The organism is Ensifer sp. (assembly GCF_035999185.1).
In the GTDB taxonomy this organism is placed as follows: Bacteria; Pseudomonadota; Alphaproteobacteria; order Rhizobiales; family Rhizobiaceae; genus Ensifer.
Map to the genome: position 1 here is coordinate 13,212 of NZ_DASYHB010000133.1, position 24,655 is coordinate 37,866.

Here is a 24,655-nt window from a genome sequence, read left to right on the forward strand (position 1 = left end):
GCCAACAGCTTGCAAGGATTGCTCATACAAGTTTGGACGATTTGCGCACAGTCGTTTCAGGCCGATGCCGGCCGCAGTGCGGACCCCCTTGGCACTTCGATACAGCTCTCTCAAACGCCCCTTCTCAAGCTTCATCGCGGATGGCAGACAAGGCGAAACGTGAAGGGGCGAGGAAGGTTCCTTCGATTTGAAGAAAAGCGCCGACCGGCTCAACCCACCTGTTCGGTGATCCATTCGCGAAAAGCGAGGCTGATCGGGTTCTCGAGTTTGCCCTCGGGCACGGCGAGATAGTAGCTGTTTTCCGTCTGCATCGGCCGATCAAGCACGATCCGCAAGGTTCCGTCCGCAAGTTCCTGCTCGATCAGATAGCGCGGCAGAAGAGCAAAGCCGAGCCCGGCGATCGCCGCCTCGATCACCATCGAAAACTGATCGAAACGGTTGCCGCGATAGGCACCCCTCCCATCCATGTCGTTGGCCTCGAACCATTGCGCCCAGAGCTTCGGCCGTGTGGCGAGATGGAGCATCGGGCCGGTGACGATATCCTGAGGCGCCTCGACCGGGTGAGCTGCCAGCATGGTCGGACTTGCCGCCGGCACGATGATTTCGCTGCAGAGATAGCTGCAGGTGGCGCGCGCCCAGACCGGCTGGCCGTAGTGAATGGCGAGATCGAAATTCTGCTCCTCGAAATCGAACGGCGCCGAACGCGAGGCGATGTTGATCACGGTGTCCGGATGGCGCTTGAGGAAATCGGGAAGGCGTGGCACGAGCCAGCGGCTGCCGAAGGTCGGCAGCGACGCGATCGACAGCGTCGAGTCCGCCCGGGCAGACGCCATGGCCCGCACCATCAGCTCTTCCGTCTGGTTGAGCAGGCGGCGCACCTCCGGCAGGAACTTCTGGCCGGCATCCGACAGGATCACACGCTGGCGCACGCGCTCGAAGAGCAGCACGCCCAGCTGGTTTTCGAGATCCTTGATCTGGCGGCTGACCGCGCTCTGCGTGAGGTTCAGTTCGGCTGCGGCCTGGGTAAAGCTGCCATGTCGGGCCGCGCACTCGAACGCCTGCAGCGTCGTCACGTCGGGAACCAGTCTGCGGCTTAACTTCATTCCGCCCTCGCATCAACATAGTCGGAAGCAACGCGATCAATGGCCAGTTCGATCGAATATGATCCGAAATGAGAATGACCTTGTCCTTCACCCATAGCGCGAGGCGAGCCCCAGTGAAAGAGAATAGTTTCGTATCCGCCGACGACATCCGTTCGGCCTTTTCCGCAGCCATGTCGGTCATGTACCGCGAAGAGGTGCCGGCCTACGGCACGCTGATGGAGCTGGTCGCCAAGGTGAACGCCGATACGCTCGCCGCCCACCCCAAGCTGAAAGAGCGTCTCGACGCGACGGATTCGCTCGACCGCATCTCCGAAGAGCGCCACGGCGCGATCCGGCTCGGCACCCCGGCCGAGCTTTCGATGATGCGCCGCGTCTTCGCCGTCATGGGCATGTATCCCGTCGGCTACTACGACCTGTCGACCGCCGGTGTTCCGGTTCACTCGACGGCCTTCCGCCCGGTTGGCGATGCCGCGCTGAAGCACAACCCGTTCCGCGTCTTCACCTCGCTGCTGCGCCTCGATCTCATTGCCGACGAAGCACTGCGCGCCGAAGCGGACGTGATCCTCGCCGAACGCCGCATCTTCACCGACGGTGCCGTGGAGCTCGCTGAAAAGGCCGAGCGCGAGGGTGGCCTCGACAAGGCGGATGCCGAGCGTTTCGTTTCGGAAGTGCTCGAAACCTTCCGCTGGCACGACAAGGCCAATGTCAGCGCCGACATGTACAAGCGCCTCCACGACGCCCACCGCCTGATTGCCGACGTCGTTTCCTTCAAGGGTCCGCACATCAACCACCTGACGCCGCGCACGCTCGACATCGACAAAGTGCAGGCGCTGATGCCGGAATACGACATCGCGCCGAAGGCCGTGGTCGAGGGCCCGCCGACCCGCAAGTGCCCGATCCTTCTGCGCCAGACGTCTTTCAAGGCACTGGAAGAGCCAGTCTCCTTCAAGGACGCCGACGGCGCTTGGAAAGAAGGTTCGCACACGGCCCGTTTCGGCGAGATCGAACAACGCGGCATCGCGCTGACCCCGAAGGGCCGCGCGCTCTATGACGATCTGCTCGACGCCTCGCGCAAGATCGTCCGCCCGGCCGCCGACGGCTCCAACGCCCGCGAATACGAAGCCGCCCTTGCCGGGGCTTTCGAACCCTTCCCGGACACCTGGGCAGGCATCCGCGAGGCCGGTCTCGGCTATTTCAGCTACTCGCTGACGGAGAAGGGTCGCAAGACCGGAATTTCAGCCAAGCGCGACATCGAAGCGCTGATCGCCGATGGCCTCGTCCAGTTCGACGCGATCGTGTATGAAGACTTCCTGCCGGTCAGCGCCGCGGGCATCTTCCAGTCGAACCTCGGCGACGGCGCGCAGCAGGATTTCGTTGCAAGCCCGAACCAGAAGCGTTTCGAGACCGATCTCGGCGCGACCGTACTTAACGAGTTCGACCACTATGCCGGTATCGAACAGGCCTCGATCGAAAGCTGCATCCAGGCCTTGACCGGCGCCATCGCTGCGGAATGATGCTTCTCTGATGATCGATCAACTGCACATCGACGCGCTGAGCGACATCCTTGGAGACAAGGGTGTCGTCACGCGTCCGGAAGATCTGGATGCCTACGAGACCGGCGCGCGCTACGATCGCGGCCGGACGTCGCTCGTGCTGCGGCCGGCGACGACCGAAGAAGTTTCCGCTGTCGTTGCCTACTGTGTGAAAAACGGCATCGCGCTGATCCCGCAATCCGGCAACACCGGCCTCGTTTCCGGCTCGACCCCGGACCAATCGGGTGATGAAGCCGTCCTCAGCCTCGACCGGCTGGCGAAACGCTTCGAACTCGACCTCGACAACCGCTCGGTCTGTCTCGATGCCGGTTTCCGGCTCTCCGATCTCAACCGGCGGCTGGAAGAGCACGGCCTGTTCTTTCCAATCGACCTTGGCGCCGACCCGCGCATCGGCGGCATGATCGCCACCAACACGGGCGGTTCGCGCTTCCTGAAGTATGGCGACGTGCGCCGCAACACGCTCGGCCTCAAGGTGGTGCTTGCAGACGCGGACGGGACCGTTCTCGACCTGCAAAGCGACCTGCGCAAGAACAACACCGGCATCGACTGGAAGCAGCTCTTCGTCGGCACCTCGGGCGCCTTCGGCATCATCACCGAATGCGTGCTGAACCTCGAACGCCTGCCGCAGCAGACCGCGACGGCTCTGCTCGTTCCAGCGAGCGGCGCCCATGTCCTGCCGCTGCTGCGCGCCATGGAAGAGCGTCTTGGCGCCTATCTCTCTGCCTTTGAGGGCATGTCTAGCAATTCCGTCAGAGCGGCCTTTGCCCATGTGCCGTCGCTGAAGAACCCGTTCCAGGCTGGCCAGGTCCCTGACTACGTCATCCTTGCCGAGATCAGCCGCACCTGGGCGCCGCGCGAGGGCGAGCAATCGCTCGACGCGGTGCTGGAAACGGCGCTGGCCGAGATCTGGGAGATGGAGGAAGCGCCGCTCGCCGATGCGTTCGTCGGCCCGCCGCACGAGATTTGGGCGCTGCGCCACGCTTTGTCCGAGGGCGTCAAGCACCTGGGCAAGCTGATCGCCTTCGACGTCTCCTTCCGCCGGGGTGACATCATGGCTTTCTGCGACCATATGAAGGCTGAAATGCCCTCGAAATTCCCCGATGTGACCGTCTGCGATTTCGGCCATATCGGCGATGGTGGCGTGCACTTCAACCTCGTCGTGCCGAAGGACAGCGAGCTCCTCAAGGACGAGACTTTCGAGCCGCGGCTGCGCCAATGGGTTTTCGCCGTCGCCGTCGAGGAGTATCACGGCAGCTTCAGCGCGGAACACGCGATCGGCCGCCGCAATCAGGCCTATTACGACTTTTATACACCAGACAAACTCAAGGACATGGCCGCAGGCCTGAAGACGCTCACCTCGCCGGGAAAACTCGGCAGCGTGCGCTTCGGATAGCCCAGAGCGGAATGAGGAAAAGTGTATGCGGTTTTCCGCCCGCATTCCGCTCCAACGAATGATCCAAACCAATAAGACGGGAGTCAGACCATGAACATCGCAACCAAGAAAGTCGACGTGACCAAGGAAGCCGCAGCGCTTCTCGAAAAGATGGGCGTCGCCAAGGAACTCTACACCGGCGGCGACATGCCGTCCTATAGCCCGGTCACCGGCGAGAAGATCGGCAACCTCAAGACGGTTTCGGCCGCGGAAGCCGCCGCCAAGATCGAGAAGGCCCATGAAGCCTTCAAGGCCTGGCGCCTCGTTCCGGCCCCGAAGCGCGGCGAACTGATCCGCCTCCTCGGCGAAGAACTGCGCGCGTTCAAGGCCGACCTCGGCCGCCTGGTTTCGATCGAAGCCGGCAAGATCACCTCCGAAGGCCTCGGCGAAGTCCAGGAAATGATCGACATCTGCGATTTCGCCGTCGGCCTTTCCCGCCAGCTTTACGGTCTGACGATCGCCACCGAGCGCCCCGGCCACCGCATGATGGAAACCTGGCATCCGCTCGGCGTTGTCGGCGTGATCTCCGCCTTCAACTTCCCGGTCGCCGTCTGGTCGTGGAACACGGCGCTGGCGCTCGTCTGCGGCAACTCGGTCGTCTGGAAGCCGTCGGAAAAGACCCCGCTCACCGCCCTTGCCTCGCAGGCAATCTTCGAGCGTGCCGTCGCCCGCTTCGGCGATGCGCCGGAAGGCCTGTCGCAGGTGCTGATCGGTGACCGCGCCATCGGTGAAGTCCTCGTCGACAACCCGAAGGTTCCGCTGGTCTCGGCCACCGGCTCGACCCGCATGGGCCGCGACGTCGGCCCGCGCCTTGCCAAGCGCTTCGCCCGCGCCATCCTTGAACTCGGCGGCAACAATGCCGGCATCGTCTGCCCCTCGGCCGATCTCGACATGGCGCTGCGCGCCATCGCGTTTGGCGCCATGGGCACCGCCGGCCAGCGTTGCACCACCATGCGCCGCCTCTTCGTGCATGAAAGCGTCTACGACCAGCTCGTGCCGCGCCTGAAGAAGGCCTACGGTTCGGTTTCGGTCGGCAACCCGCTGGAATCGACCGCGCTGGTCGGCCCGCTGGTCGACAAGGCTGCCTTCGACGGCATGCAGAAGGCGATCGCTGAAGCCAAGTCGCACGGCGGCAGCGTCACCGGCGGCGAACGCGTCGAACTCGGCTACGACAACGGCTACTATGCCAAGCCCGCTCTGGTCGAAATGCCCAAGCAGGCCGGCCCGGTCTTCGAAGAAACCTTCGCACCGATCCTCTACGTCATGAAGTACAGCGATTTCGACGCCGTTCTTGACGACCACAATGCGGTCGCAGCCGGCCTGTCGTCCTCGATCTTCACCCGCGACATGCAGGAATCCGAACGCTTCCTCGCCGTCGACGGCTCGGATTGCGGTATCGCCAACGTCAACATCGGCACCTCGGGCGCTGAAATCGGCGGCGCATTCGGCGGTGAAAAGGAAACCGGCGGCGGTCGCGAATCCGGTTCGGACTCGTGGAAGGCCTACATGCGCCGCGCCACCAACACGGTGAACTATTCGAAGGCTCTGCCGCTGGCGCAGGGCGTGTCGTTCGACATCGAATAACCGGCGCTCCTGAGTAGGTAACGACCATGACCATCAACCAAACGGTCAAGGAGGCGGGCTTTCAGCCCGCCTCGCGGATCTCCTCGATCGGGGTGTCCGAAATCCTGAAGATCGGCGCCCGCGCGCAGGCCATGAAGCGCGAAGGCAAGCCGGTGATCATTCTGGGCGCGGGCGAGCCGGACTTCGACACGCCCGACTACGTCAAGGACGCCGCCTGCGAGGCAATCAAGCGCGGCGACACCAAATACACGGCACTCGACGGCACGCCGGACCTGAAGAAGGCGATCCGCGAAAAGTTCCAGCGTGAAAACGGCCTCGCTTACGAGCAGGACGAGATCACGGTGGCGACGGGCGCCAAGCAGATCCTGTTCAACGCCATGATGGCGTCGATCAATCCTGGCGACGAAGTCGTCATCCCGACGCCCTACTGGACCTCCTATTCGGATATCGTCCAGATCTGCGAAGGTAAGCCGGTTCTGATCCCCTGCGACGCTTCCTCCGGCTTCCGCCTGACCGCCGAAAAGCTCGAAGCGGCGATCACGCCGAAGACGCGCTGGGTGCTCTTGAACTCGCCGTCGAACCCTTCGGGTGCCGCCTACAGCGCAGCCGACTACCGGCCGCTGCTGGATGTGCTCCTGAGGCACCCACATGTGTGGCTGCTGGTCGACGACATGTATGAGCACATCGTCTATGACGGCTTCCGTTTCGTCACCCCGGCCCAGCTGGAACCACGCCTGAAAGACCGCACTCTGACGGTCAACGGCGTCTCCAAGGCCTATGCCATGACCGGCTGGCGTATCGGTTATGCCGGTGGCCCGCGTGACCTGATCAAGGCCATGGCCGTGGTCCAGAGCCAGGCGACCTCCTGCCCCTCCTCCGTCAGTCAGGCCGCTTCGGTGGCAGCGCTCACGGGACCGCAGGAGTTCCTGAAGGAACGCACCGCCAGCTTCCAGCGTCGCCGCGACCTCGTCGTCAATGGTCTCAACGCCATCGACGGTCTCGACTGCCGCGTTCCGGAAGGTGCCTTCTACACCTTCTCCGGCTGCGCCGGCATGCTCGGCAAGGTCACCCCTTCGGGCAAGACGATCGAGACCGATACGGACTTCTGCGCCTACCTGCTCGACGACGCCCATGTGGCCGTCGTTCCAGGCTCGGCCTTCGGTCTTTCGCCGTTCTTCCGTATCTCCTACGCGACCTCGGAATCGGAACTGAAGGAAGCCCTCACGCGCATCGCCGACGCCTGCGCGCGGCTCTCGTAATCAAACAGTTGTCGGGCACTCCGAGCTCGGAGATGCCCCTCACCCTAGCCCTCTCCCCGCTTGCGGGGAGAGGGGACAGCGTCGAGATCGCTGCACCAACCCCTTTTCCACACGACGAATCTTCTGCCTTCGCTCCGCACGAAGCGCAGCTGCTTGGCGTGCCCCCAGGTACCGAGAGGGATTGGGAGCGAGCCACATATCGCTTCTCCCCGCCTGCGGGGAGAAGGTCGCGGCAGCGGGATAAGGGGCAGTCGCAAACTCCTCCCCGTCAAAACGTCGGCGGCGTACAGGCGCTGATCACTTCGCAAGGCACCGGCCCGACGCAACGAAACCGATGCGGCCGGCGGCTTTCGAAATAGTAGGCGTCGCCTGGCCCGAGAATGCGCCGCTCGTCATCGACGGTGACCTCGATACGGCCCGAAAGCACGATGCCCCCCTCCTCGCCATCATGCACCAGCGGTACCTTTCCGGTATCCGCGCCCGGCTGATAAACCTCCTTCAGGATCTGCAGGCTGCGGCCGAAGAGGTTGTCGCCGATCTGCCGATAGGAAATCGGTCCCTTGCCGATCTCGACCAGTTCCTCGGCCGCGTAGAATGCCTTGCGCGGCTTCTCCGGTTCGAAGGAGAAGAACTCAGCAAGCCCGATCGGGATCCCGTCGAGAATGCGCTTCAGCGCACCGACTGACGGGTTGGAGGCGTTCGATTCGATCAGTGAGATCGTAGAGTTGGTGACACCGGCACGTTTGGCGAGTTCACGCTGCGACAGATTGTGCATCAGCCTCAGATGACGAAGCCGGTTTCCGATATCGACGCTCATGGGCGCACATTTCCCTGTTCAGGTTGTTCGGAATAGCGAAAACTCGCCACTCAACGACGTTATAAATCAATGCTTTAACTGACAACAGAAAAGGACTTGTTTAGCAAATCAAATCATGGCGTCAATCGCGCGACCTCAGGAGGATGCCATGAACCAGCACACCAAGCCCAACGCCCCCGTACTCGACAGCTATTGGATGCCGTTTACCGCCAACCGGCAGTTCAAGCAGGCCCCGCGTCTGCTCGCGTCCGCCGAGGGCATGCACTACACCAGCACCGATGGTCGCACGATCCTCGACGGCACGGCCGGTCTCTGGTGCGTCAACGCCGGCCACGGTCGCCGGCAGATAGCCGCGGCCGTGGAGCGCCAGCTGTCGACGATGGATTTCGCCCCGTCCTTCCAGATGGGCCACCCGATCGCCTTCGACTTTGCCGAACGCCTCGCCGAGATCGCGCCGGGACCTGAAGGCCAGAAACTCGACCGCGTGTTCTTCACCGGCTCGGGCTCGGAATCGGTCGATACCGCGCTGAAGATCGCGATCGCCTATCAGCGCGCGATCGGCCAGGGCACCCGCACGCGCCTCATCGGCCGCGAACGTGGCTACCACGGCGTCGGCTTCGGCGGCATTTCGGTCGGCGGCATCCTCAACAACCGCCGCGTCTTCCCGCAGCTTCCTGGCTCCGACCATCTGCGCCACACCCACGACCCCGCCAAGAACGCCTTCGTCAAGGGCCAGCCGGAGCACGGCGCCGAGCTTGCCGACGATCTCGAGCGTCTGGTGGCGCTGCATGGCGCCGAGACGATTGCCGCCTGCATCGTCGAGCCCGTTGCCGGCTCGACCGGCGTGCTCATCCCGCCGAAGGGCTATCTCGAACGCCTGCGCGCGATCTGCGACAAGCACGGCATTCTGCTGATCTTCGATGAAGTGATCACCGGCTTCGGCCGCCTCGGCGCTGCCTTCGCCACCGACTTCTTCGGCGTGACGCCTGACATGGTGACGGCGGCCAAGGGGCTCACCAACGGCGCGATCCCGATGGGCGCGGTCTTTGCCAGCCGCAAGGTGCATGACGCGCTGATGCACGGTCCGGAAAACGCGATCGAGCTCTTCCACGGCTACACCTATTCCGGCCACCCGGCTGCCTGCGCCGCCGGTATCGCCACGCTCGATATCTACCGCGACGAGGGCCTGATGACCCGCGCCGTCGAGCTGCAGGACGCCTGGCACGACGCGATGCATTCGCTCAAAGGTCTGCCCAATGTCATCGACATCCGCACGATCGGGCTCATTGCCGGCATCGAACTGCAGTCGCGCGACGGCGCGATCGGCGCTCGCGCCTATGACGTCTTCGTCGATTGCTTCGAAAAGGGCCTGCTGATCCGCGTGACCGGCGACATTATCGCCTTCTCGCCGCCGCTGATCGCCGAAGAGAAGCACTTTGATGAGATCGTCTCGATCCTCGGCGATGCTCTGAAGCGCGCCAAGTAAGATAAGCTCCGTCAAGGAAACGCCGCCGCCGAATGTTCTCGGCGGCGGCGTTGTCGTTTCCAATCGAAGATGGAATCCGGCTAACTTCCTTGCAGACGCCGCGCCTCAGCGGATCAGCAGCGCCCGGAAATCGTTGACATTCGTTCCGGTCGGCCCGGGCACGAAGAGATCGCCGCTCGCCGAAAAGGCCGACCAGGCGTCGTGGCGGGCGAGATGGAGCCGCGGATCGATACCAGCCGCCCGCATGCGGGAAATGCTCTGCCCATCGGCAAAGGCGCCGGCATTGTCTTCCGAACCGTCGATGCCATCGGTATCGGCGGCAAGAGCATCGATCCCCGAGACACCGTCGATATCGAGCGCCAGCGACAAGAGGAACTCGCTGTTACGCCCGCCCTTGCCATAGTCCTTGCCGGAGATCGTCACCGTCGTCTCGCCGCCGGACAGAAGCACCACCGGCTTGTCGAAAGGACGGTTCCTCAGCGCCACCTCGCGGGCAAGGGCCGCGTGCATGCGGCCGATGTCGCGCGCCTCGCCTTCGATGGCATCGGAAAGGATGTGCGCCTCGATGCCGAGTTCACGCGCCTTGGCCGCGGCCGCTTCGAGCGAAACGGCGGCAGATGCGATCACGTGGCATTCGTGGCCGACGAACCGCGGATCGTCGGGACCGGGTGCTGTCGCTGCCTCTGAGCGCAGATGCGCCATCACACCGTCGGGAAGCTCCATGCGATAGCGGGCAACGATTTCGAGCGCTTCTTCGGCGGTGCTCCGATCGGGAACGGTCGGCCCCGAAGCGACGAAGGCCGGGTTATCTCCGGGAACGTCGGAGACGACGAGGCTGACGACGCGTGCCGGATAGGCGGCAGCAGCAAGCCGCCCGCCCTTGATCCGCGACACGTGCTTGCGCACGACGTTCATCGCCGAAATTGGAGCCCCCGAGGCCAGCAGCGCCCTGTTCACCGCGATCCCGTCGGCAAGTTCCAGGCCTTCTGGCGGCGCCGGCAACAGGGCGGAACCGCCACCGGAGATCAGCGCGATGACCAGATCGTCCGAGGTCAGACCTGTGACCGTCTTCAGCAACGCATCCGACGCGACAAGCCCCGCTTCGTCCGGAACCGGATGGGCCGATTGCAGCACGGTGATTGTCTCGCACGGCTCCACCGGTCCGTGCCGCGCCACGACCGTGCCGCTGAAAGGACGCTTCCACAGCCGCTCGAAAGCGGCCGCCATCTGGCTTGCCGCCTTGCCGGCGCCGACGACGACCGTCCGCCCTTTCGGCGGGTCAGGCAGGTGCGCCTTGATCGCCTCATAGGGGTCAGCGGCGCGAACGGCTTCCTCGAACAGCCGGGTCAGGAAGGGGCGCGCATCGATCATGGCGTTCACTCAGCCGCCAATTTCGAGATCGTAGACAAAGATGCCGGCGATGCCGCCTTCGGCGGCGGCGACGATCTTGGCGCCGGTCTTGCGATGCTCCTCGTCCTCAAGATAGGCGTCGCGTGCCGCCGCATCGGCGAAGTCGACGATGAAGCCTTCGGCAAACCCCTTGTCCATGCCCACTTCCGGGCTGACATTGGCGCCGACATGCGCGGCAAGAAAGCCGGGTAGCCGCGACTTCAGCGCAGATATTTCGGCAAAGATCGTCGCCTTTTCCTGCCGAGTGATTTCGGGGCGGAAGCGGATGAAGACGCAATGGCGGATCATGGGGACCTCAACGGATATCGGCGCGGGCGCGCGGGCGGCTGTCGTTGCGTTCGTGGGCGAAGATCGCCGGCGGCAGCGGTTGCAGCCCGCGGATGATGTCTGCGCCCTTCTCCCCCATCATGATCGTCGGGCCGTTGGTGTTGCAAGAGGGAACGCGCGGCATCACCGAGCTGTCGCAGACACGCAGGCCTTCAAGCCCGCGCACCTTCAGATCGAGGCCGACAACGGCTGAAGCGTCCGTACCCATCTTGCAGGTGCCGACCGGGTGATGGTCGGTCTTGGCATTGGCGCAGCCATAGTCGAAGAACTGCTCGTCGCTGACGATCGAATTGCCCGGCAGGCGCTCGGCCAGCACGAAGGGTTTGAGTGCTGCCTGCTGCATGATCTCGCGGGCGATCTTCAGGCCCTCGATCGACATCTTGCGGTCATGCGGATCCTCCCAATAGTTGGGATCGATCAGCGGTGCAGCGGCCGGATCGGAAGAGGAAAGCCGCACGGTGCCACGCGAGCGCGGATGCAGATAGGCGGAGTTCAGCGTCACGCCGGCATTCTTCAGCTTTTCGACGCCGGCCTCGATCCCCGAGCCTAGCCCCAGATGGAACTGGATGTCGGGCGAGCGCGCATTGGGGTCGGCATACCAGAAGCCGCCGGTCTCAAACAGTGACGACGCCACCGGGCCCGAGCGGAAGAGCACATATTGCAGGCCGGCCCATAGCGTGCGATGGAGTTTTGCCACGCCGTCATAGGTGTGGTCGCCGGTGCATTCGGAAATCACGAAGAGATCAAGGTGATCCTGCAGGTTGCCGCCGACGCCCGGCAGGTCGTGTTTCACTGAAACGCCTGCTGATTTCAGGTGATCCGCCGGGCCGATGCCGGACTGCAATAGCAGCTTCGGCGACCCGATGGCGCCGGAGGAAACCAGCACTTCCCGCTCAGCCCGGATGATCTCGCTGCCCTTGGCCGTGACAACCTCGACACCGACGGCGCGGGTGCCCTCAAGCACGATCCGGGCGACGCGCGCGCCGGTGCGAACCGTCAGATTGCGCCGGTCCTTGATCGGCGAGAGATACGCAAGCGACGCGCTCGACCGTCGGCGGTTGCGCTGGGTCAACTGGTAGAAGCCGACGCCCGCCTGCTGGCGGCCGTTGAAATCGTGGTTGTAGGGAATGCCGAGTTCCTGGCCGGCGCGGATATAGGCGTCGCAGATCGGCAGCGCCGCCGTCGGCATCGAGACGCCGAGCGGTCCGCCATAAGCGTGATAGTCGTCGGCAAAGCGCTGGTTGTCTTCCGAGCGCTTGAAATAGGGAAGCACACTGCGATAGTCCCAGCCGGTGCAGCCGTCCTCAGACGCCCAGAGATCGTAATCGGCGGCATTGCCGCGGGTATAGAGCTGGGCGTTGATCGAGGAGCCGCCGCCGATCACCTTGGCCTGTGTATAGCGCAGTACCCTGCCCTTCATGTGCTTCTGCGGCACCGTTTCCCAGCCCCAGCTGGCGACCCCTTTGGTCATCTTGGCAAAGCCGGCGGGCATATGGAACAGCGGGTTCCAGTCGCCGCCGCCGGCTTCCAGCAACAGGACACGCACCGACGGATCCTCCGACAGCCGGTTGGCAAGAACGCAGCCGGCCGGGCCGGCACCGGTGATGATGTAGTCGTAACTCATTCCCTGTTTTCCTCCGTCGCCGCGATTTGGAACGTTCCAAATTTTCGACGTGATAACTTCAAGAACTGCCCGCGTGCGAGCTTTTACAAATCCTGTCTGTGACTAGAGTCGGCCGATCGAAAGCCCGCCATCCGCCTGGATGACCGAGCCGGTGGCAAAGCCGAATTTGCCGCCGGCAAGCCCGGCCGCGATGTTGCCGATATCGTCGGGCTCGCCCCAGCGCCGCATCGGCACCAGACCGCCATCGATCAACGTGTCGTATTTTCCCGAAACGCCGGCGGTCATGTCGGAGCGGATGATGCCAGGGCGGATCTCGAAGACGGATATGCCTGAACTGGCAAGCCTTAACGCCAACCCTTGGCTGAAGGCCGCAAGCCCGGCCTTGGTCATGCAATAGTCGAGCCGCTCGGGCGATGTCATCGTCGCCGATACAGAGGTGATGTTGATGATCGACCGTGGTGTCGAACCGGCCGAATCCGTCAGCATCGAGATCAGAACGGCCTGGGTGAAAAACACCGTCCCGCGCAGGTTGGTGGCGACGATCGTGTCGAAATTCTCCGGCAAGAGGTCGAGGAAATCGCCCCGCACCACCGAGGCGATGCCGGCATTGTTGACGAGGCAACGGATCGGTCCAAGCTCGGTGCGAATGCGCTCGACGGTCGCCGCATGACCGCCGACATCGGCCAGGTTTGCCTCGATGTAGATGGCCCGGCCGTTATCGACCGCAAGCTCGGACAGCGTCTGGGCGGTCGTGGCATCCGCGGCGCCGAGGCCGGTGATCGCGATATCGAAACCCTCGCGGGCAAGCGCGCGGGCAACGCCGAGACCGATGCCACGGCGACCGCCGGTGACGATGGCGACGGGACGCGTCGAGGACGTCATGAGCGGAGCTCCTTTGCAACGATATGGTCGGCGACGCGCAGCGCCTGAGCGGCAACCGTCAGCGCCGGGTTGACGGCAGCGGACGTCGGCAGGCAGCCGGCATCGACGATGAAGAGATTGGGATGATCAAAGGCGCGGCAATAGGTGTCGAGCGGCGCGTCCTTCGGGTCCGCGCCCATCCGCACCGTGCCGCATTGATGTGACGGCGTGCGCTTGTCGAACGCTTGCGACAGTACAATCGGATAACCGGCCGCCTTGAAATGCTCGCGCATCTTCGCCTCCAGACTGGAGAGCGCCTCCATGTTGGAGCGCCGCCACTGCATGATGATGCCCTTGCCATCGACCATGATCCGGCTTTCCGGGTTCGGCAGGTCCTCGGTCATCATGTACCAGTCGACCGCATGGCCGGCCATGAGATCGAAGGCGAAGCGTGGCGCCCAGGAGCCAAGTCCCGGTGCATTGGCCTTGAGGATGTCGGCGTTGATCTTGCCGAGCAATTGCACGTTGCCGAGCGGCAGACCGTTCCTGCCGCCGGTCAGGTAATAATCGTTCAGCATCAACGTCTTCTGGTAGACGCTGTCGTTGCGCTTGAACGGACTGATCGCCAGCATGGCGCTGCAATTGTGGTTCATGAAGTTGCGGCCGACCTGGTCGGAGGCGTTGGCCAGCCCCTTGCCATCGCCGGAGCGCAGCAGGATGGCGGCCGAATTGATCGCGCCCGCTGACAGGATCACCAATTTCGGCGACAGCTTCTTTCTCTCGCCCCGATGCGTGTAGTGGATCGCATCGATCCGTCCACCCGGACCTGCCTCCAGCGTGTCGACATGCGCCGAGGTGATCAGCTCGATGTTCGGATCGTTCAGCGCGGCAGCGAGCGGTGCCGTCTCGGCATCCTTCTTGCCCTTGCCGGTGTTCGGAAATCCGTCCCAGGGCGTGCGCCCGCCGGACAGCCACGTGTCGATATCGACGCCGAGCGGCAGTGTCGCCGGATGCAGCCCCTGTGCCTTCAGCTCGGCGCGGGCGCGGGCAATGGCCGGCTCGTCCGGCACCGGGCCATAAGGGTATGACGAGCTGTGGAATGGCTCCGTCGGGTCGTCGCCCAGCTCACCGCGCACCTCGAACAGGCGCTCGGCCTTGCCGTACCAGGGCTCCAGCTCTTCGTAGGCAAAGGGCCACGCCGGCGAAATGCCGCCGAGATGCTGCATCTCGGTAAAGTCCTCGGCGCGGTAGCGCAGAAGCACCGCGCCGAAGAGCTTGGAATTGCCGCCGACGAAGTAGAAGTTCCCCGGGTTGAACTCGGTTCCGTCTGGCTCGCGCCACATCTCCTTCGGCCGGAAATGGCCCTTGACGAAGATAGAGCTGTAGCTGCGCGCCTCCGGCGTGTCGGGCAGGCGCTCGCCGCGCTCGAGGATGGCGATGCGGGCACCAGAGCCCGCAAGCCCCGCCGCAATGGTGGAGCCGCCGATCCCCGACCCGATGATGACGATGTCCGGCTGCTCCTGCATTGTTCGTTACGCGATCCGCTGCTGGCTTTGCGGATCGAAGAACACCGCCTTGTCGAGGTTGAAGGCGAGACGCGAGGTCTGGCCGGGCGCGATGCGAGCGTCGGCTCTGAGCCGAGCAACGATCTCCTTGCCGCCGAGACGCGTGACCGCGAACGTATCGGAGCCTGCGGGTTCGACCACCTCGATCAGGCATTCGCCCTCGGCGACCACCTTGGCATTGCGATCGGCACCGTCAGGGTCGGTCAGCGCCTCCGGTCGGATGCCGAAGACCACGTCCTTGCCGGCATAGGCCGAGAGCGCGCCGTTGGCCTGTGGCACCGCGAGCTTCAGCGGTTCGGAATTCGGACGCGCCAGCGTGACCGCGATGTCGGAACCATTCTTTTCGATCCGCGCAGTCAGAAGGTTCATCGCCGGCGAGCCCATGAAGTCGGCGACGAACATGTTGGCCGGGTTGTTGTAGATCTCGGCCGGTGTGCCGAATTGCTGCAGCACCCCGTCCTTCAGGACGGCGATCTTCGTTGCCAGCGTCATCGCCTCGATCTGGTCGTGGGTGACGTAGACGATCGTCGTCTTCATGCGGTTGTGCAGCCGCTTGATTTCCGTGCGCATGTCGACGCGCAGCTTGGCGTCGAGGTTGGAGAGCGGCTCGTCGAACAAGAAGACCTGCGGATTGCGCACGAGTGCGCGGCCCATGGCGACGCGCTGGCGCTGGCCGCCGGAAAGCTGGCTCGGCTTGCGATCGAGCAGATGGCCGATCTGCAGCATTTCCGAGACCTGCTTGATTGCCTTTTCACGCTCCTCCTTCGGCACGCCGCGGATTTCCATGCCGAAGGCGATGTTTCCGGCAACCGTCATGTTCGGATAGAGCGCATAGGACTGGAACACCATGGCGATGTCGCGCTTGGACGGATGCAGATCGGCGACCGAGCGGCCATTGATGGCGATCTCGCCCGAGGTGATCGGCTCCAGACCGGCGATGGTGTTGAGAAGCGTGGACTTGCCGCAGCCGGACGGGCCGACGAGCACGAGGAAGCCACCCTTTTCAATCTCCAGGTTGATGTCCTTCAGGATCTCGAGCGAGCCATAGGATTTGCGCAGGTTGCTGATTTTCAAGAAAGACATGAGCTTATCCTTTCACGGCGCCCGACATCAGCCCGCGAACGAAGTAGCGGCCGGACACGATGTAGACGATGAGCGTTGGCAGGGCGGCAAGGATCGCGCCTGCGAAGTGGACGTTGTATTCCTTGACGCCTGTCGAGGACGAAACGAGGTTGTTGAGTGCGACCGTCATCGGCGTCGAATAGGGTCCGGAGAAGGACGCGCCGAACAGGAAGTCGTTCCAGATGTTGGTGAACTGCCAGATGACCGAGACGACGATGATCGGTCCGGACGACGGCAACAGGATGCGCCAGAAGATCTGGAAGAAGCTTGCGCCGTCGATCTGTGCTGCACGCACCAGCTCGGTCGGGAACGCCTCGTAGTAGTTGCGGAAGTAGAGCGTCGTGAAGCCGATGCCGTAGATCACGTGGACGAAGATCAGGCCCCAGATCGAACCGGCGAGCCCGAGGATACCGAGGATGCGCGCCATCGGGATCAGCACGATCTGGAACGGGATGAAGCACGACAGAAGCAGCATGCCGAAGAAGATGTTGGCACCGGGAAAGCGCCACTTCGTCAGCACGTAGCCATTGAGCGCGCCGATGATCGTCGAGATCGCAACGGCCGGCACGACCATCAGGATCGAGTTGATGAAGAAGGGTTTCAGGCCCGTCGGCTGCACGCCGATCTGGGCCGTCGACCAGGCCTGAAGCCAGGGCTCGATGGTAAAGGACTGCGGCAGGTTGAGCATGCCGCCCTGGCGGATCTCGTCGAGCGGCTTCACCGAATTCACCAGCATGACGTAGAGCGGCAGCAGCGAATAGAGCGCAAAGAGGATCAGCGCGGTGTAGATCAACGCGCGGGTGAGGCGGTTGTGCGAGATGATGTTGTCTGGGCTCGGAGCGCTCATCAGCGTTTTGCTCCCCGGATTTCGGAATAGAGATAGGGAACGATGATCGAGAAGATCATCACCAGCATGATGATCGCCGAGGACGCGCCGATGCCCATCTGGTTGCGGGTGAAGGTGTAGGAATACATGAAGGTCGCCGGCAGTTCGGTCGCCTGCCCCGGCCCACCGCCGGTGAGCGCGATGATCAGGTCGTAGGCCTTGATCGCCAGATGCGCGAGCACGACGAAGGCCGAGAGGAAGACCGGGCGCATCAAGGGAATGATGATCCGGCGATAGATCGTCGAGGTCTTTGCGCCGTCGATCTGCGCCGCCTTGATGATCTCATTGTCGACGCCGCGAAGGCCGGCCAGGAACATCGCCATGATGAAGCCGGTCGACTGCCAGACGGCGGCGATGACGACGCAGTAGATCGCGTAGTTGCGGTCCTTGATCCAGTTGAAGGAGAAGCTCTCCCAGCCCCAGAGGTGCATGGTGTTTTCAAGGCCGATGCCGGGGTCGAGGAACCACTTCCAAGCGGTGCCTGTCACGATGAAGGACAGCGCCATCGGGTAGAGATAGATCGGCCGCAGGAACCCTTCGGCGCGGATCTTCTGGTCGAGCAGGATAGCCAGCCCGAGCCCGAGCACGGAGCAGATGGCGATGTAGAGCGCGGCGAAGATCGCCAGGTTGCTCACCGCCCGCCACCAATGCGGCAGCGCCCAGAGCTTGGCATAGTTGCTTAGACCGACGAAATTGTAGGACGGCAGCATGTTGCTGTCCGTCATCGACAGGAAGCCGGTATAGGCAATGAAGCCATAGACAAAGATCAGGACGATGAGGAAGCTCGGGGCAAGGACCAGCTTCGGTATCAGGTCCTGCAGGCGACTGCGGCTATCCATGAACGTTCACCACTTCTGGCGCGGCCGTCGGGAAATCCCTGGTATCGGCATCCGCGCGAGGTTCTGGGTATCAAAGCGCCCCACCCCGCGTCCCATTGGCCACGGCGGTTCGACGGCGCTTGCATGTCGGAGTGGGTGTCCGGGGCGCTTTGAGCGCGCCCCGGAACGAGCCCGTTACTTCGCGGCCGCGACGGCTGCGACCAGTTCCTTGACGGCCTCGTCGGACGTCAGTTCGCCGTTGAACTCACGCGTCACGACGTCGTAGATCGCGTTCTTGACGGCTGCCGGGTTGGCATGGCCGTGCGCCATGGAACCGAAGAGCTTGCCGTTGGTGTTGGCTTCGGCCAGGTCCTTGATGCCCTTCTTGCCGCAGTCGTCGAAGGCCGTGTCCGGAACGTCGGTGCGAGCCGGTACCGAACCCTTGACCACGTTGAAGGCCGATTGGAAGGTCGGGCTTTCGATCGCCGAAGCCATGGCGAGCTGGGCCGGTACCTTGTCGTCGGCAACCTTGAACATCGCGAACTGGTCGGAGTTGAAGGTGACCGAGCCTTGCGTGCCCGGGAAGCGCATGCAGACGAAGTCGGTGCCCGGCACCTTCTTGGCCTTCAGGAATTCGCCCTTGGCCCAGTCACCCATGAACTGCAGGCCGGCCTTGTTCTCGATGACCATGGCGGAAGCGAGGTTCCAGTCACGACCCGAGAAGTTGTCGTCGACATAGGAGCGCAGCTTCGTCATGCGATCGAAGGCTTCCTTCATCTTGTCGCCGCCGAGCGCTGCCGGGTCGAGGTCGATGAAGGCCTGCTTGTAGAAGTCCGTGCCGAGCGAGAGCACGACCGCATCGAAGATTGTTGCATCCTGCCAGGGCTGGCCACCATGGGCGATCGGGGTGATGCCTTGCGCCTTGAAGTTGTCGAGAAGAGCAACCAGCTCGTCCCAGTTCGTCGGCTCCTTGCCGCCGGCCTTGTCGAGCGCCGCCTTGTTGATCCAGACCCAGTTGGTCGAGTGAACGTTGACGGGTGCAGCGATCCAGTGGCCGTCATATTTCGAGAACTGCTGAAGGGCGGTCGGGATCACCTTGTCCCAGCCTTCCTTGGAAGCGGTCTCGTCGAGGTTGCCGAGTGCGCCTTCCTTGGCCCAGTCGAGAATGTCGAAGCCGAGCATCTGCACGGCGGTCGGCGCGTTGCCTGCGGTGACGCGGGCGCGCAGAACGGTCATGGCTTCCGTGCCGCCACCACCGGCAACCGGCATGTCGGTCCAGGAAATGCCCTTGCTTTCCAGGTCCTTCTTCAGAACGTCGAGTGCGGCGGCTTCGCCACCGGATGTCCACCAGTGCAGAACTTCCACATTTTCGGCTGCGCGCGCGGCGGTGGCCGCCATTATCAGCGCCACAACGGCCGTCGTCGTCATCAACTTGCGCATCGTTATCCTCCCGTTTGCAAGTTAACGAGGCGGAACCTCCTCCACCCCGGAATTCGCGCCGCTTGAGCCAGCGGCTGGCCATTTAAAACGTTATAAATTCAGCAAGTCAAGCATTCCGCCAATTTGCATTTTAGCACCTTCGGAACCGTTTGAATTTACTGAATTATATAGCGCATTCTGGGTATTGCACCGCAGCAATCAATGTCGCATTGCGAGATTTAAAACGTTTTCATGATTCGATTGCCTATGCGTTCGCACCACGTTACAAAAGCCGCTCTTGCCCGCTTTCAGGATGATCAGCATTGGCCGACCCTTCCAAGCCCGTTCACGCCGAAGACAGTGGTTCTGCCGCCAAGCGCGGCAAGCCGACGCTTCGCACGATCGCGGAAATCACCGGCCTTGCGGTCACCACCGTTTCGCGCGCGCTCTCCGATGCGCCGCAGATCTCGCTTGAGACCCGCAAGCGCGTGCGTGAGGTCGCCGACGAGATCGGCTACTCGCCCGACCGCGCGGCCCAGCGCCTGAAGACCGGCCGCACCAACGTAATTGGCGTTCTGCTCGACCCGCACGAGGAAATCCTCGGCTACGGCACCTCGATCATGAGCGGTATCGCCAAGGCGCTGCAGGGCACTGCCTACCACCTGATCGTCATGCCGAACTTCCTCAACAAGACCAATGTGGAAGCGGTGCACTACATCACCCGCAACGCCATGGCCGACGGCCTGATCTTCTCGCGCACCGAACCGCTCGATCCGCGTGTCCGGCTGCTCTCCGATCTCGGTTTTCCCTTCGTGACCCATGGGCGCACCGAACTTTCCACGCCGCACCCCTACGTCGACTACGACAATTTCACCTTCTCCTATCAGGCGACGAAGCGCCTGATCGCCAAGGGCAGGCGCAAGCCGGCGCTGATCAGCGGACCGGCCGATTTCACCTTCACCGGCCACCTGCAGCACGGCTTCATGACTGCGGTGCGCGAAGCGGGCTGCGCCTACGAAATCCTCACCGGCATCGATCTCGACAGCCCGGCCGGGGCAATCCGCGACCGCGTCCGCCAGCGCTATACCGAGGCCGATCCGCCCGACAGCTTCATGTGCGGCGGCGAGGTCTGCGCACTGGCGACCATCACCGGCATGAGTGATTGCGGACTGACGCTTGGCCGCGAGTACGACATCGTCGCCAAGCAGACGTCGCACCTGCTGAGCGCCATCCAGCCGCAGGTCGAGACGATTTACGAGGACCTGACCGCAACCGGCGAGGACATGGGCCGGGTGCTCCTGCAGAAGATCGGTGGCGAGAGCGACACCAGCAAGCTGCAACTGCTTCTCTGTCCGCAGATCCCCGCAAGCTTCGGTTCCTCCGCCTGACCGGGCGCAGAGGATACGCAGGGCTGCGCCGCGTGGCGCTGCCTTCCGCTCCTGTTTTCCGCCCCCGATCCGCATCGTTTTTCCTCCCTGAACCCAAGCCTTAACGCGGCATCCACCAGCCAGTGCGCGGCCCCATATGCATGTTGAGCGTCTTTGTCTCGGTGTAGTCCTCAACCGAATGTCGACCGAGTTCGCGGCCAAGGCCAGACTGGCGGTAGCCACCAAAAGGAAGCTCCGACGCACCGTCCATGAAGGTGTTCATCCAGATGGTGCCGGCGCGCACGCGGCGGCCGATCGTCAGGCAGGTGTCGAAATCGCGGCTCCACACGCCGGCCGATAGGCCGTAGTCGATCGCATTGGCGATGCGGATCGCCTCTTCCGTCGTCTCGAAGGTCAGGACGGAAAGGACCGGACCGAACACTTCCTCACGCGCCACCGGCATCTCCGGACGCACGCCCGAAAGTATCGTCGGCGCCATGAACTGGCCCATGCCGAGATCCAGCACCGTGCCGCCATGGGCGACCGCAGCGCCTTCCTTTGACGCGGCAGAAACATAGCCGGCAATCTTTTCCAGATGCTGTGGCGTGATGATCGCGCCGACCTGGGTTTCGGGATCAAGCGGATCGCCGACCTTCACCTTTGCCGAGAGATCGGCGATGCGGCGCGTCACCTCATCGGCGATGTCACGGTGCAGGATCAACCGCGAACCGGCATTGCAGCATTCTCCGGCGTTGAAATAGGCGCCGAAGACCGCGGCATCGATGAACTCGTCGAGATTGGCGTCGGGAAAGACGATCTGCGGGTTCTTGCCGCCAAGCTCCAGCGACACCTTCTTCAGCGTCTGCGCGGCATTGGCCATGGTCAGGCGACCGACGCCGGTCGAGCCGGTGAAGGACACCATATCGACGTCTGGATGGGTCGTCATTGGCGCACCGACTTCTGGCCCAGTGCCTGTGATAATGTTGACGACACCAGCGGGAACGCCGGCCGCTTCCAGGATTTCACCGAGCAGCAGCGTCGAGGCCGAGGTCAGCTCCGACGGCTTCACGACCGTGGTGCAGCCGGCCGCAAGCGCAAAGGGTAGTTTCTGGCTGACGATCAGGAACGGGAAGTTCCAAGGCGTGATAATTGAGACGACACCGATCGCCTCGCGCAATACGACACCGAGCGTGCCGTCGCCAAGCGTGTTGTAGCTTTCGCCATGCAGGTCGCGGGCAAGGGCCGCAGCGTACCGCCAGATGTCAGCGGCGCCACCAAGTTCGCCCTTCGCCTGGCTGATCGGCTTGCCGGACTCGATCGCATCGAGATAGGCGAGTTCATCGGCACGTTCTGCGATGATGTCGGCAGCCCGCAAAAGCACCAGCGAGCGCTCGGACGCGGTCATGCGCGGCCACCTACCCTCGTCGAAGGCGCGGCGGGCGGCAGCGATCGCCTTTTCGGCATCGGCCTTGGTGCCAGCCTGATAGCGGCTGACGACGACGCCATGGCCCGGCGCCACGCGCTCGATCGTGCGGCCTTCGGCGCTGTCCACCCATTTGCCGTCGATCAGCATCTGGAAGGCCCGGACCTTGTGGATCTCGATCGGCTTGGGTTTCACGAGCACGGTCATTACCATTCTCCCTTGAATTGGGCTTCACGCTTTTCGGTGAAGGCGGCGACGCCTTCCTTGAGGTCGCCGGTCTTGGCAACGAGGATCGAGCCGAGCGCTTCGACCGCAGAGCCGTTGTCCTCTCCATTCGCCGAAGCGATCATCAGTTTCGATATCTCGAGCGCCGCAGGCCCCCGCTTGGCCACACGCGCCGCATAGTCGCGGGCAGCCGCAAGAACGGTTCCGGTCTCGACGACCGCATCGACCAGACCTTCGCGAAGGGCCGCCTCGGCCGTGAACATCTCGCCGCCCAGCACCATGCGCCTGACGATCTGGGCACCGAAGCGGGAAACGAGCCGCTGCGTGCCGGACCAGCCAGGCACCATGCCGAGGCTCGTCTCCGGCAAGCCGATCTTGATCTGCGCCTCGGCCAGCCGGATATCGGCCGCGGCCGCAAGCTCCAGCCCGCCACCGAGCGCGTGGCCGTTGAGCGCGGCGATCACAGGCATGCGCAGCGTCGCCAGGCGTTCGAAGACACGGTGGCCGAAACGCACCCAGTCATGACCGAACGCGGGCGCATCCATGCCGCCCCAGGCCTTGATGTCACCGCCGGCGGAAAACGCCTTGCCTTCACCGGTCAGGATCACGACGCGGATGTTGCGGTCGGCCTCGACCTCATCGCAGGCCGAGGCCAGCGCCTTCAACATGTCGATGTCGAATGCGTTGAGTTTTTCTGGCCGCGCAACCGTCATCGTCGCGATCGCGCCGTCCACCTCGATGCGGATGCGTCCCTCAGCCACGGTCGCCTCCGTCAAGCCGGCGCTGCGCCTTTTTTGGCAGCTCAAGACCGATCGGTGCTTCCTGGAACAGGGCGACATCCATCGTCTTCAGCGTGTCGGACACGATCAGCGGGACTTCCGATTGGTCGAGAATATGCGCCTGCAGATCGACGCCCGGCGCGATCTCGGTCAGCATCACGCCCTCAGGCGTCAGCTTCATCACGCAGCGCTCGGTCACATAAGTGATGTCCTGGCCCTGCTCGATGCCGCGACGGCCGGAGAAGGTGACGTGCTCGACCTCGTTGACCAGCTTCTTCAGCTTGCCTTCCTTCTCGATGACCAGTTTGCCGTCGGCGATCGCAAGTTTTGCGCCCGCGTTGAACATGCCGGAAAAGACGATCTTCTTTGCCCGCGCGGTGATGTCGACGAAGCCGCCGGCGCCGGCCGTCACATGCGGACGGAAGGAGAGTTTTGACACGTTGACCGAGCCGTGACGGTCGATCTCGAGGAACGAGAGCAGCGAGGCGTCGAAGCCGGCGCCCTGGAAGTAAGTGAACTGGTAGGGCGAGGGCATGAAAGCATCGGCGTTCGACGCACAGCCGAAGGCGAAGTCCAAGAGCGGCACGCCGCCGACGGCGCCCTGCTCGATCACCCAGGTGACGGCACCGTGCAGCCCTTCTTCGAGCAGGATGCGCGGCACGTTGGCCGAAATGCCGAAGCCGAGATTGACGGCGCTGCCGGCTTGCAACTCCTGCGCCACGCGGCGGGCAATGACCTTCTGGATGTTGAATTCCGGCACGCGGAAACTGTCGAGCGGCCGGAAGATCTCGCCCGAGATCGCGGGATCGTAAAGCGTCTGGGTCGTCTGCTTTTGGTCAGGATCGACGACGACATAATCCACCAGCACGCCCGGCACCCGCACATCGTGGGGTTTGAGCGAGCCTTCCTTGGTGATGCGCTTGACCTGGGCAATGACGATGCCGCCATTGTTGCGGGCGGCGAGCGCCTGGTCGAGACCGCCGAGATAAGCACCTTCGTGTTCATAGGTGAGGTTGCCGCGCTCGTCCGCCGTCGTCGCCCGGATGATCGCCACCTGCGGCGCGATCGCCTTGAAATAGAGCCAGTCTTCGCCCTCGAACGAAACCTTCTTCACGACCGGTTCGGCTGCGGCCGAAGCGTTCATCGCGCAGCCTTCGCGCGACGGATCGACGAAGGTGTCGAGGCCGACCTTGGTCATCACGCCGGGGCGCTTGGCCGCCGCCTCGCGGTGCATGTCGAACAGGATACCGGAAGGGACATTGTAGGCAGCCACCTCGTTGGCGCCGATCATCTGCCAGATCAGCGGCGGTTCCGCACTCGACGGGCCGGAGGGATAGGAGCCGCCGATGATCTTTTTCAGCAGACCCTTTTTGGCGATGTAGTCGACACCCTTGATGCCGCTCATGTCGCCGGCTGCGATCGGATGCAGCGTCGTGAGGTTGCGCGGGTGTCCGGTCGCCTCGAAGCGCTCGCCGATGGCTTTGAGCATCAGGTCCGGGCAACCGAGGCCGCTCGACGACGATACGGAAACCACCGCACCGTCCGGGATCAGGGCAGCCGCTTCAGCCGGCGATATGTGCTTGTTCATCGACATC

General features: G+C 63.4%; 20 protein-coding genes. 6 read left to right on the forward strand and 14 right to left on the reverse strand.

Going from position 1 to position 24,655, the window contains the following annotated elements:
- Nucleotides 1–209 precede the first annotated feature (209 nt).
- A complete protein-coding gene (locus tag VGO04_RS17480) occupies nt 210–1,103 on the reverse strand; it encodes a LysR family transcriptional regulator (RefSeq protein WP_327497240.1) in 894 nt (297 codons plus the stop codon).
- Between the two features lie 113 nt (nt 1,104–1,216).
- On the opposite strand from VGO04_RS17480, the gene hglS reads away from it, so the two are divergent.
- From hglS to VGO04_RS17500, 4 genes are all read left to right on the forward strand, one after another.
- Nucleotides 1,217–2,617: a 2-oxoadipate dioxygenase/decarboxylase HglS gene (gene hglS, locus VGO04_RS17485; RefSeq protein ID WP_327497241.1), complete on the forward strand. Its 1,401-nt coding sequence runs from the start codon at nt 1,217–1,219 to the stop codon at nt 2,615–2,617.
- Nucleotides 2,618–2,627: 10 nt separating this feature from the next.
- On the forward strand, nt 2,628–4,049 hold the full coding sequence (locus VGO04_RS17490) for an FAD-binding oxidoreductase (protein ID WP_327497242.1): 1,422 nt from the start codon (nt 2,628–2,630) through the stop codon (nt 4,047–4,049).
- Nucleotides 4,050–4,139: 90 nt separating this feature from the next.
- Nucleotides 4,140–5,672, forward strand: a complete 1,533-nt coding sequence (locus VGO04_RS17495) for an aldehyde dehydrogenase family protein (RefSeq protein ID WP_327497243.1) — start codon at nt 4,140–4,142, stop codon at nt 5,670–5,672.
- A 26-nt stretch (nt 5,673–5,698) separates the two neighbouring features.
- Nucleotides 5,699–6,931 (forward strand): pyridoxal phosphate-dependent aminotransferase, encoded by a 1,233-nt coding sequence (locus VGO04_RS17500; RefSeq protein ID WP_327497244.1) that lies wholly within the window; start codon nt 5,699–5,701, stop codon nt 6,929–6,931.
- A 268-nt stretch (nt 6,932–7,199) separates the two neighbouring features.
- On the opposite strand, the gene VGO04_RS17505 is transcribed toward VGO04_RS17500, so the two are convergent.
- Nucleotides 7,200–7,748 carry a cupin domain-containing protein gene (locus tag VGO04_RS17505; protein WP_327497245.1) on the reverse strand — a complete coding sequence of 183 codons (549 nt, stop codon included), beginning with the start codon at nt 7,746–7,748 and terminating at the stop codon, nt 7,200–7,202.
- 148 nt (nt 7,749–7,896) lie between these two features.
- On the opposite strand from VGO04_RS17505, the gene VGO04_RS17510 reads away from it, so the two are divergent.
- Nucleotides 7,897–9,234 carry an aspartate aminotransferase family protein gene (locus VGO04_RS17510; protein ID WP_327497246.1) on the forward strand — a complete coding sequence of 446 codons (1,338 nt, stop codon included), beginning with the start codon at nt 7,897–7,899 and terminating at the stop codon, nt 9,232–9,234.
- Between the two features lie 105 nt (nt 9,235–9,339).
- Here VGO04_RS17510 and VGO04_RS17515 read toward each other — a convergent pair whose 3' ends face one another.
- From VGO04_RS17515 to VGO04_RS17555, 9 genes are all read right to left on the reverse strand, one after another.
- Nucleotides 9,340–10,605 (reverse strand): glycerate kinase, encoded by a 1,266-nt coding sequence (locus VGO04_RS17515; RefSeq protein ID WP_327497247.1) that lies wholly within the window; start codon nt 10,603–10,605, stop codon nt 9,340–9,342.
- 9 nt (nt 10,606–10,614) lie between these two features.
- Nucleotides 10,615–10,932 (reverse strand): Dabb family protein, encoded by a 318-nt coding sequence (locus VGO04_RS17520; RefSeq protein ID WP_327497248.1) that lies wholly within the window; start codon nt 10,930–10,932, stop codon nt 10,615–10,617.
- 7 nt (nt 10,933–10,939) lie between these two features.
- A complete protein-coding gene (locus VGO04_RS17525; RefSeq protein ID WP_327497249.1) occupies nt 10,940–12,595 on the reverse strand; it encodes a GMC family oxidoreductase in 1,656 nt (551 codons plus the stop codon).
- Between the two features lie 102 nt (nt 12,596–12,697).
- Nucleotides 12,698–13,477: a 3-ketoacyl-ACP reductase gene (locus VGO04_RS17530; protein WP_327497250.1), complete on the reverse strand. Its 780-nt coding sequence runs from the start codon at nt 13,475–13,477 to the stop codon at nt 12,698–12,700.
- Entirely contained in the window at nt 13,474–14,982 is a 1,509-nt protein-coding gene (locus tag VGO04_RS17535; RefSeq protein WP_327497251.1) for a GMC family oxidoreductase, read from the reverse strand. Before VGO04_RS17535 ends, VGO04_RS17530 begins: the two co-directional genes overlap by 4 nt.
- A gap of 6 nt (nt 14,983–14,988) precedes the next feature.
- Nucleotides 14,989–16,104, reverse strand: coding sequence for an ABC transporter ATP-binding protein (locus VGO04_RS17540; protein WP_327497252.1), 1,116 nt, complete (start codon nt 16,102–16,104; stop codon nt 14,989–14,991).
- 4 nt (nt 16,105–16,108) lie between these two features.
- The gene (locus VGO04_RS17545) at nt 16,109–16,990 is read right to left on the reverse strand and encodes a carbohydrate ABC transporter permease (RefSeq protein WP_327497253.1); all 882 of its coding nucleotides are present in this window, start codon (nt 16,988–16,990) and stop codon (nt 16,109–16,111) included.
- A complete protein-coding gene (locus tag VGO04_RS17550; protein ID WP_327497254.1) occupies nt 16,990–17,868 on the reverse strand; it encodes a sugar ABC transporter permease in 879 nt (292 codons plus the stop codon). The genes VGO04_RS17545 and VGO04_RS17550 overlap by 1 nt, the downstream gene beginning before the upstream one ends.
- 174 nt (nt 17,869–18,042) lie before the next feature.
- Nucleotides 18,043–19,287 carry an ABC transporter substrate-binding protein gene (locus VGO04_RS17555; protein ID WP_327497255.1) on the reverse strand — a complete coding sequence of 415 codons (1,245 nt, stop codon included), beginning with the start codon at nt 19,285–19,287 and terminating at the stop codon, nt 18,043–18,045.
- 302 nt (nt 19,288–19,589) lie between these two features.
- On the opposite strand from VGO04_RS17555, the gene VGO04_RS17560 reads away from it, so the two are divergent.
- Complete coding sequence (locus VGO04_RS17560) at nt 19,590–20,654, forward strand: LacI family transcriptional regulator (RefSeq protein WP_327497256.1); 1,065 nt, start codon at nt 19,590–19,592, stop codon at nt 20,652–20,654.
- 100 nt (nt 20,655–20,754) lie between these two features.
- On the opposite strand, the gene VGO04_RS17565 is transcribed toward VGO04_RS17560, so the two are convergent.
- From VGO04_RS17565 to VGO04_RS17575, 3 genes are read right to left on the reverse strand one after another with little or no spacing between them, the layout of a single operon-like run.
- Entirely contained in the window at nt 20,755–22,263 is a 1,509-nt protein-coding gene (locus VGO04_RS17565) for an aldehyde dehydrogenase family protein (RefSeq protein ID WP_327497257.1), read from the reverse strand.
- On the reverse strand, nt 22,263–23,042 hold the full coding sequence (locus tag VGO04_RS17570) for an enoyl-CoA hydratase/isomerase family protein (RefSeq protein ID WP_327497258.1): 780 nt from the start codon (nt 23,040–23,042) through the stop codon (nt 22,263–22,265). Before VGO04_RS17570 ends, VGO04_RS17565 begins: the two co-directional genes overlap by 1 nt.
- Nucleotides 23,035–24,654, reverse strand: coding sequence for an acyl CoA:acetate/3-ketoacid CoA transferase (locus tag VGO04_RS17575; RefSeq protein ID WP_327497259.1), 1,620 nt, complete (start codon nt 24,652–24,654; stop codon nt 23,035–23,037). The genes VGO04_RS17570 and VGO04_RS17575 overlap by 8 nt, the downstream gene beginning before the upstream one ends.
- Nucleotide 24,655: the final 1 nt, after the last annotated feature.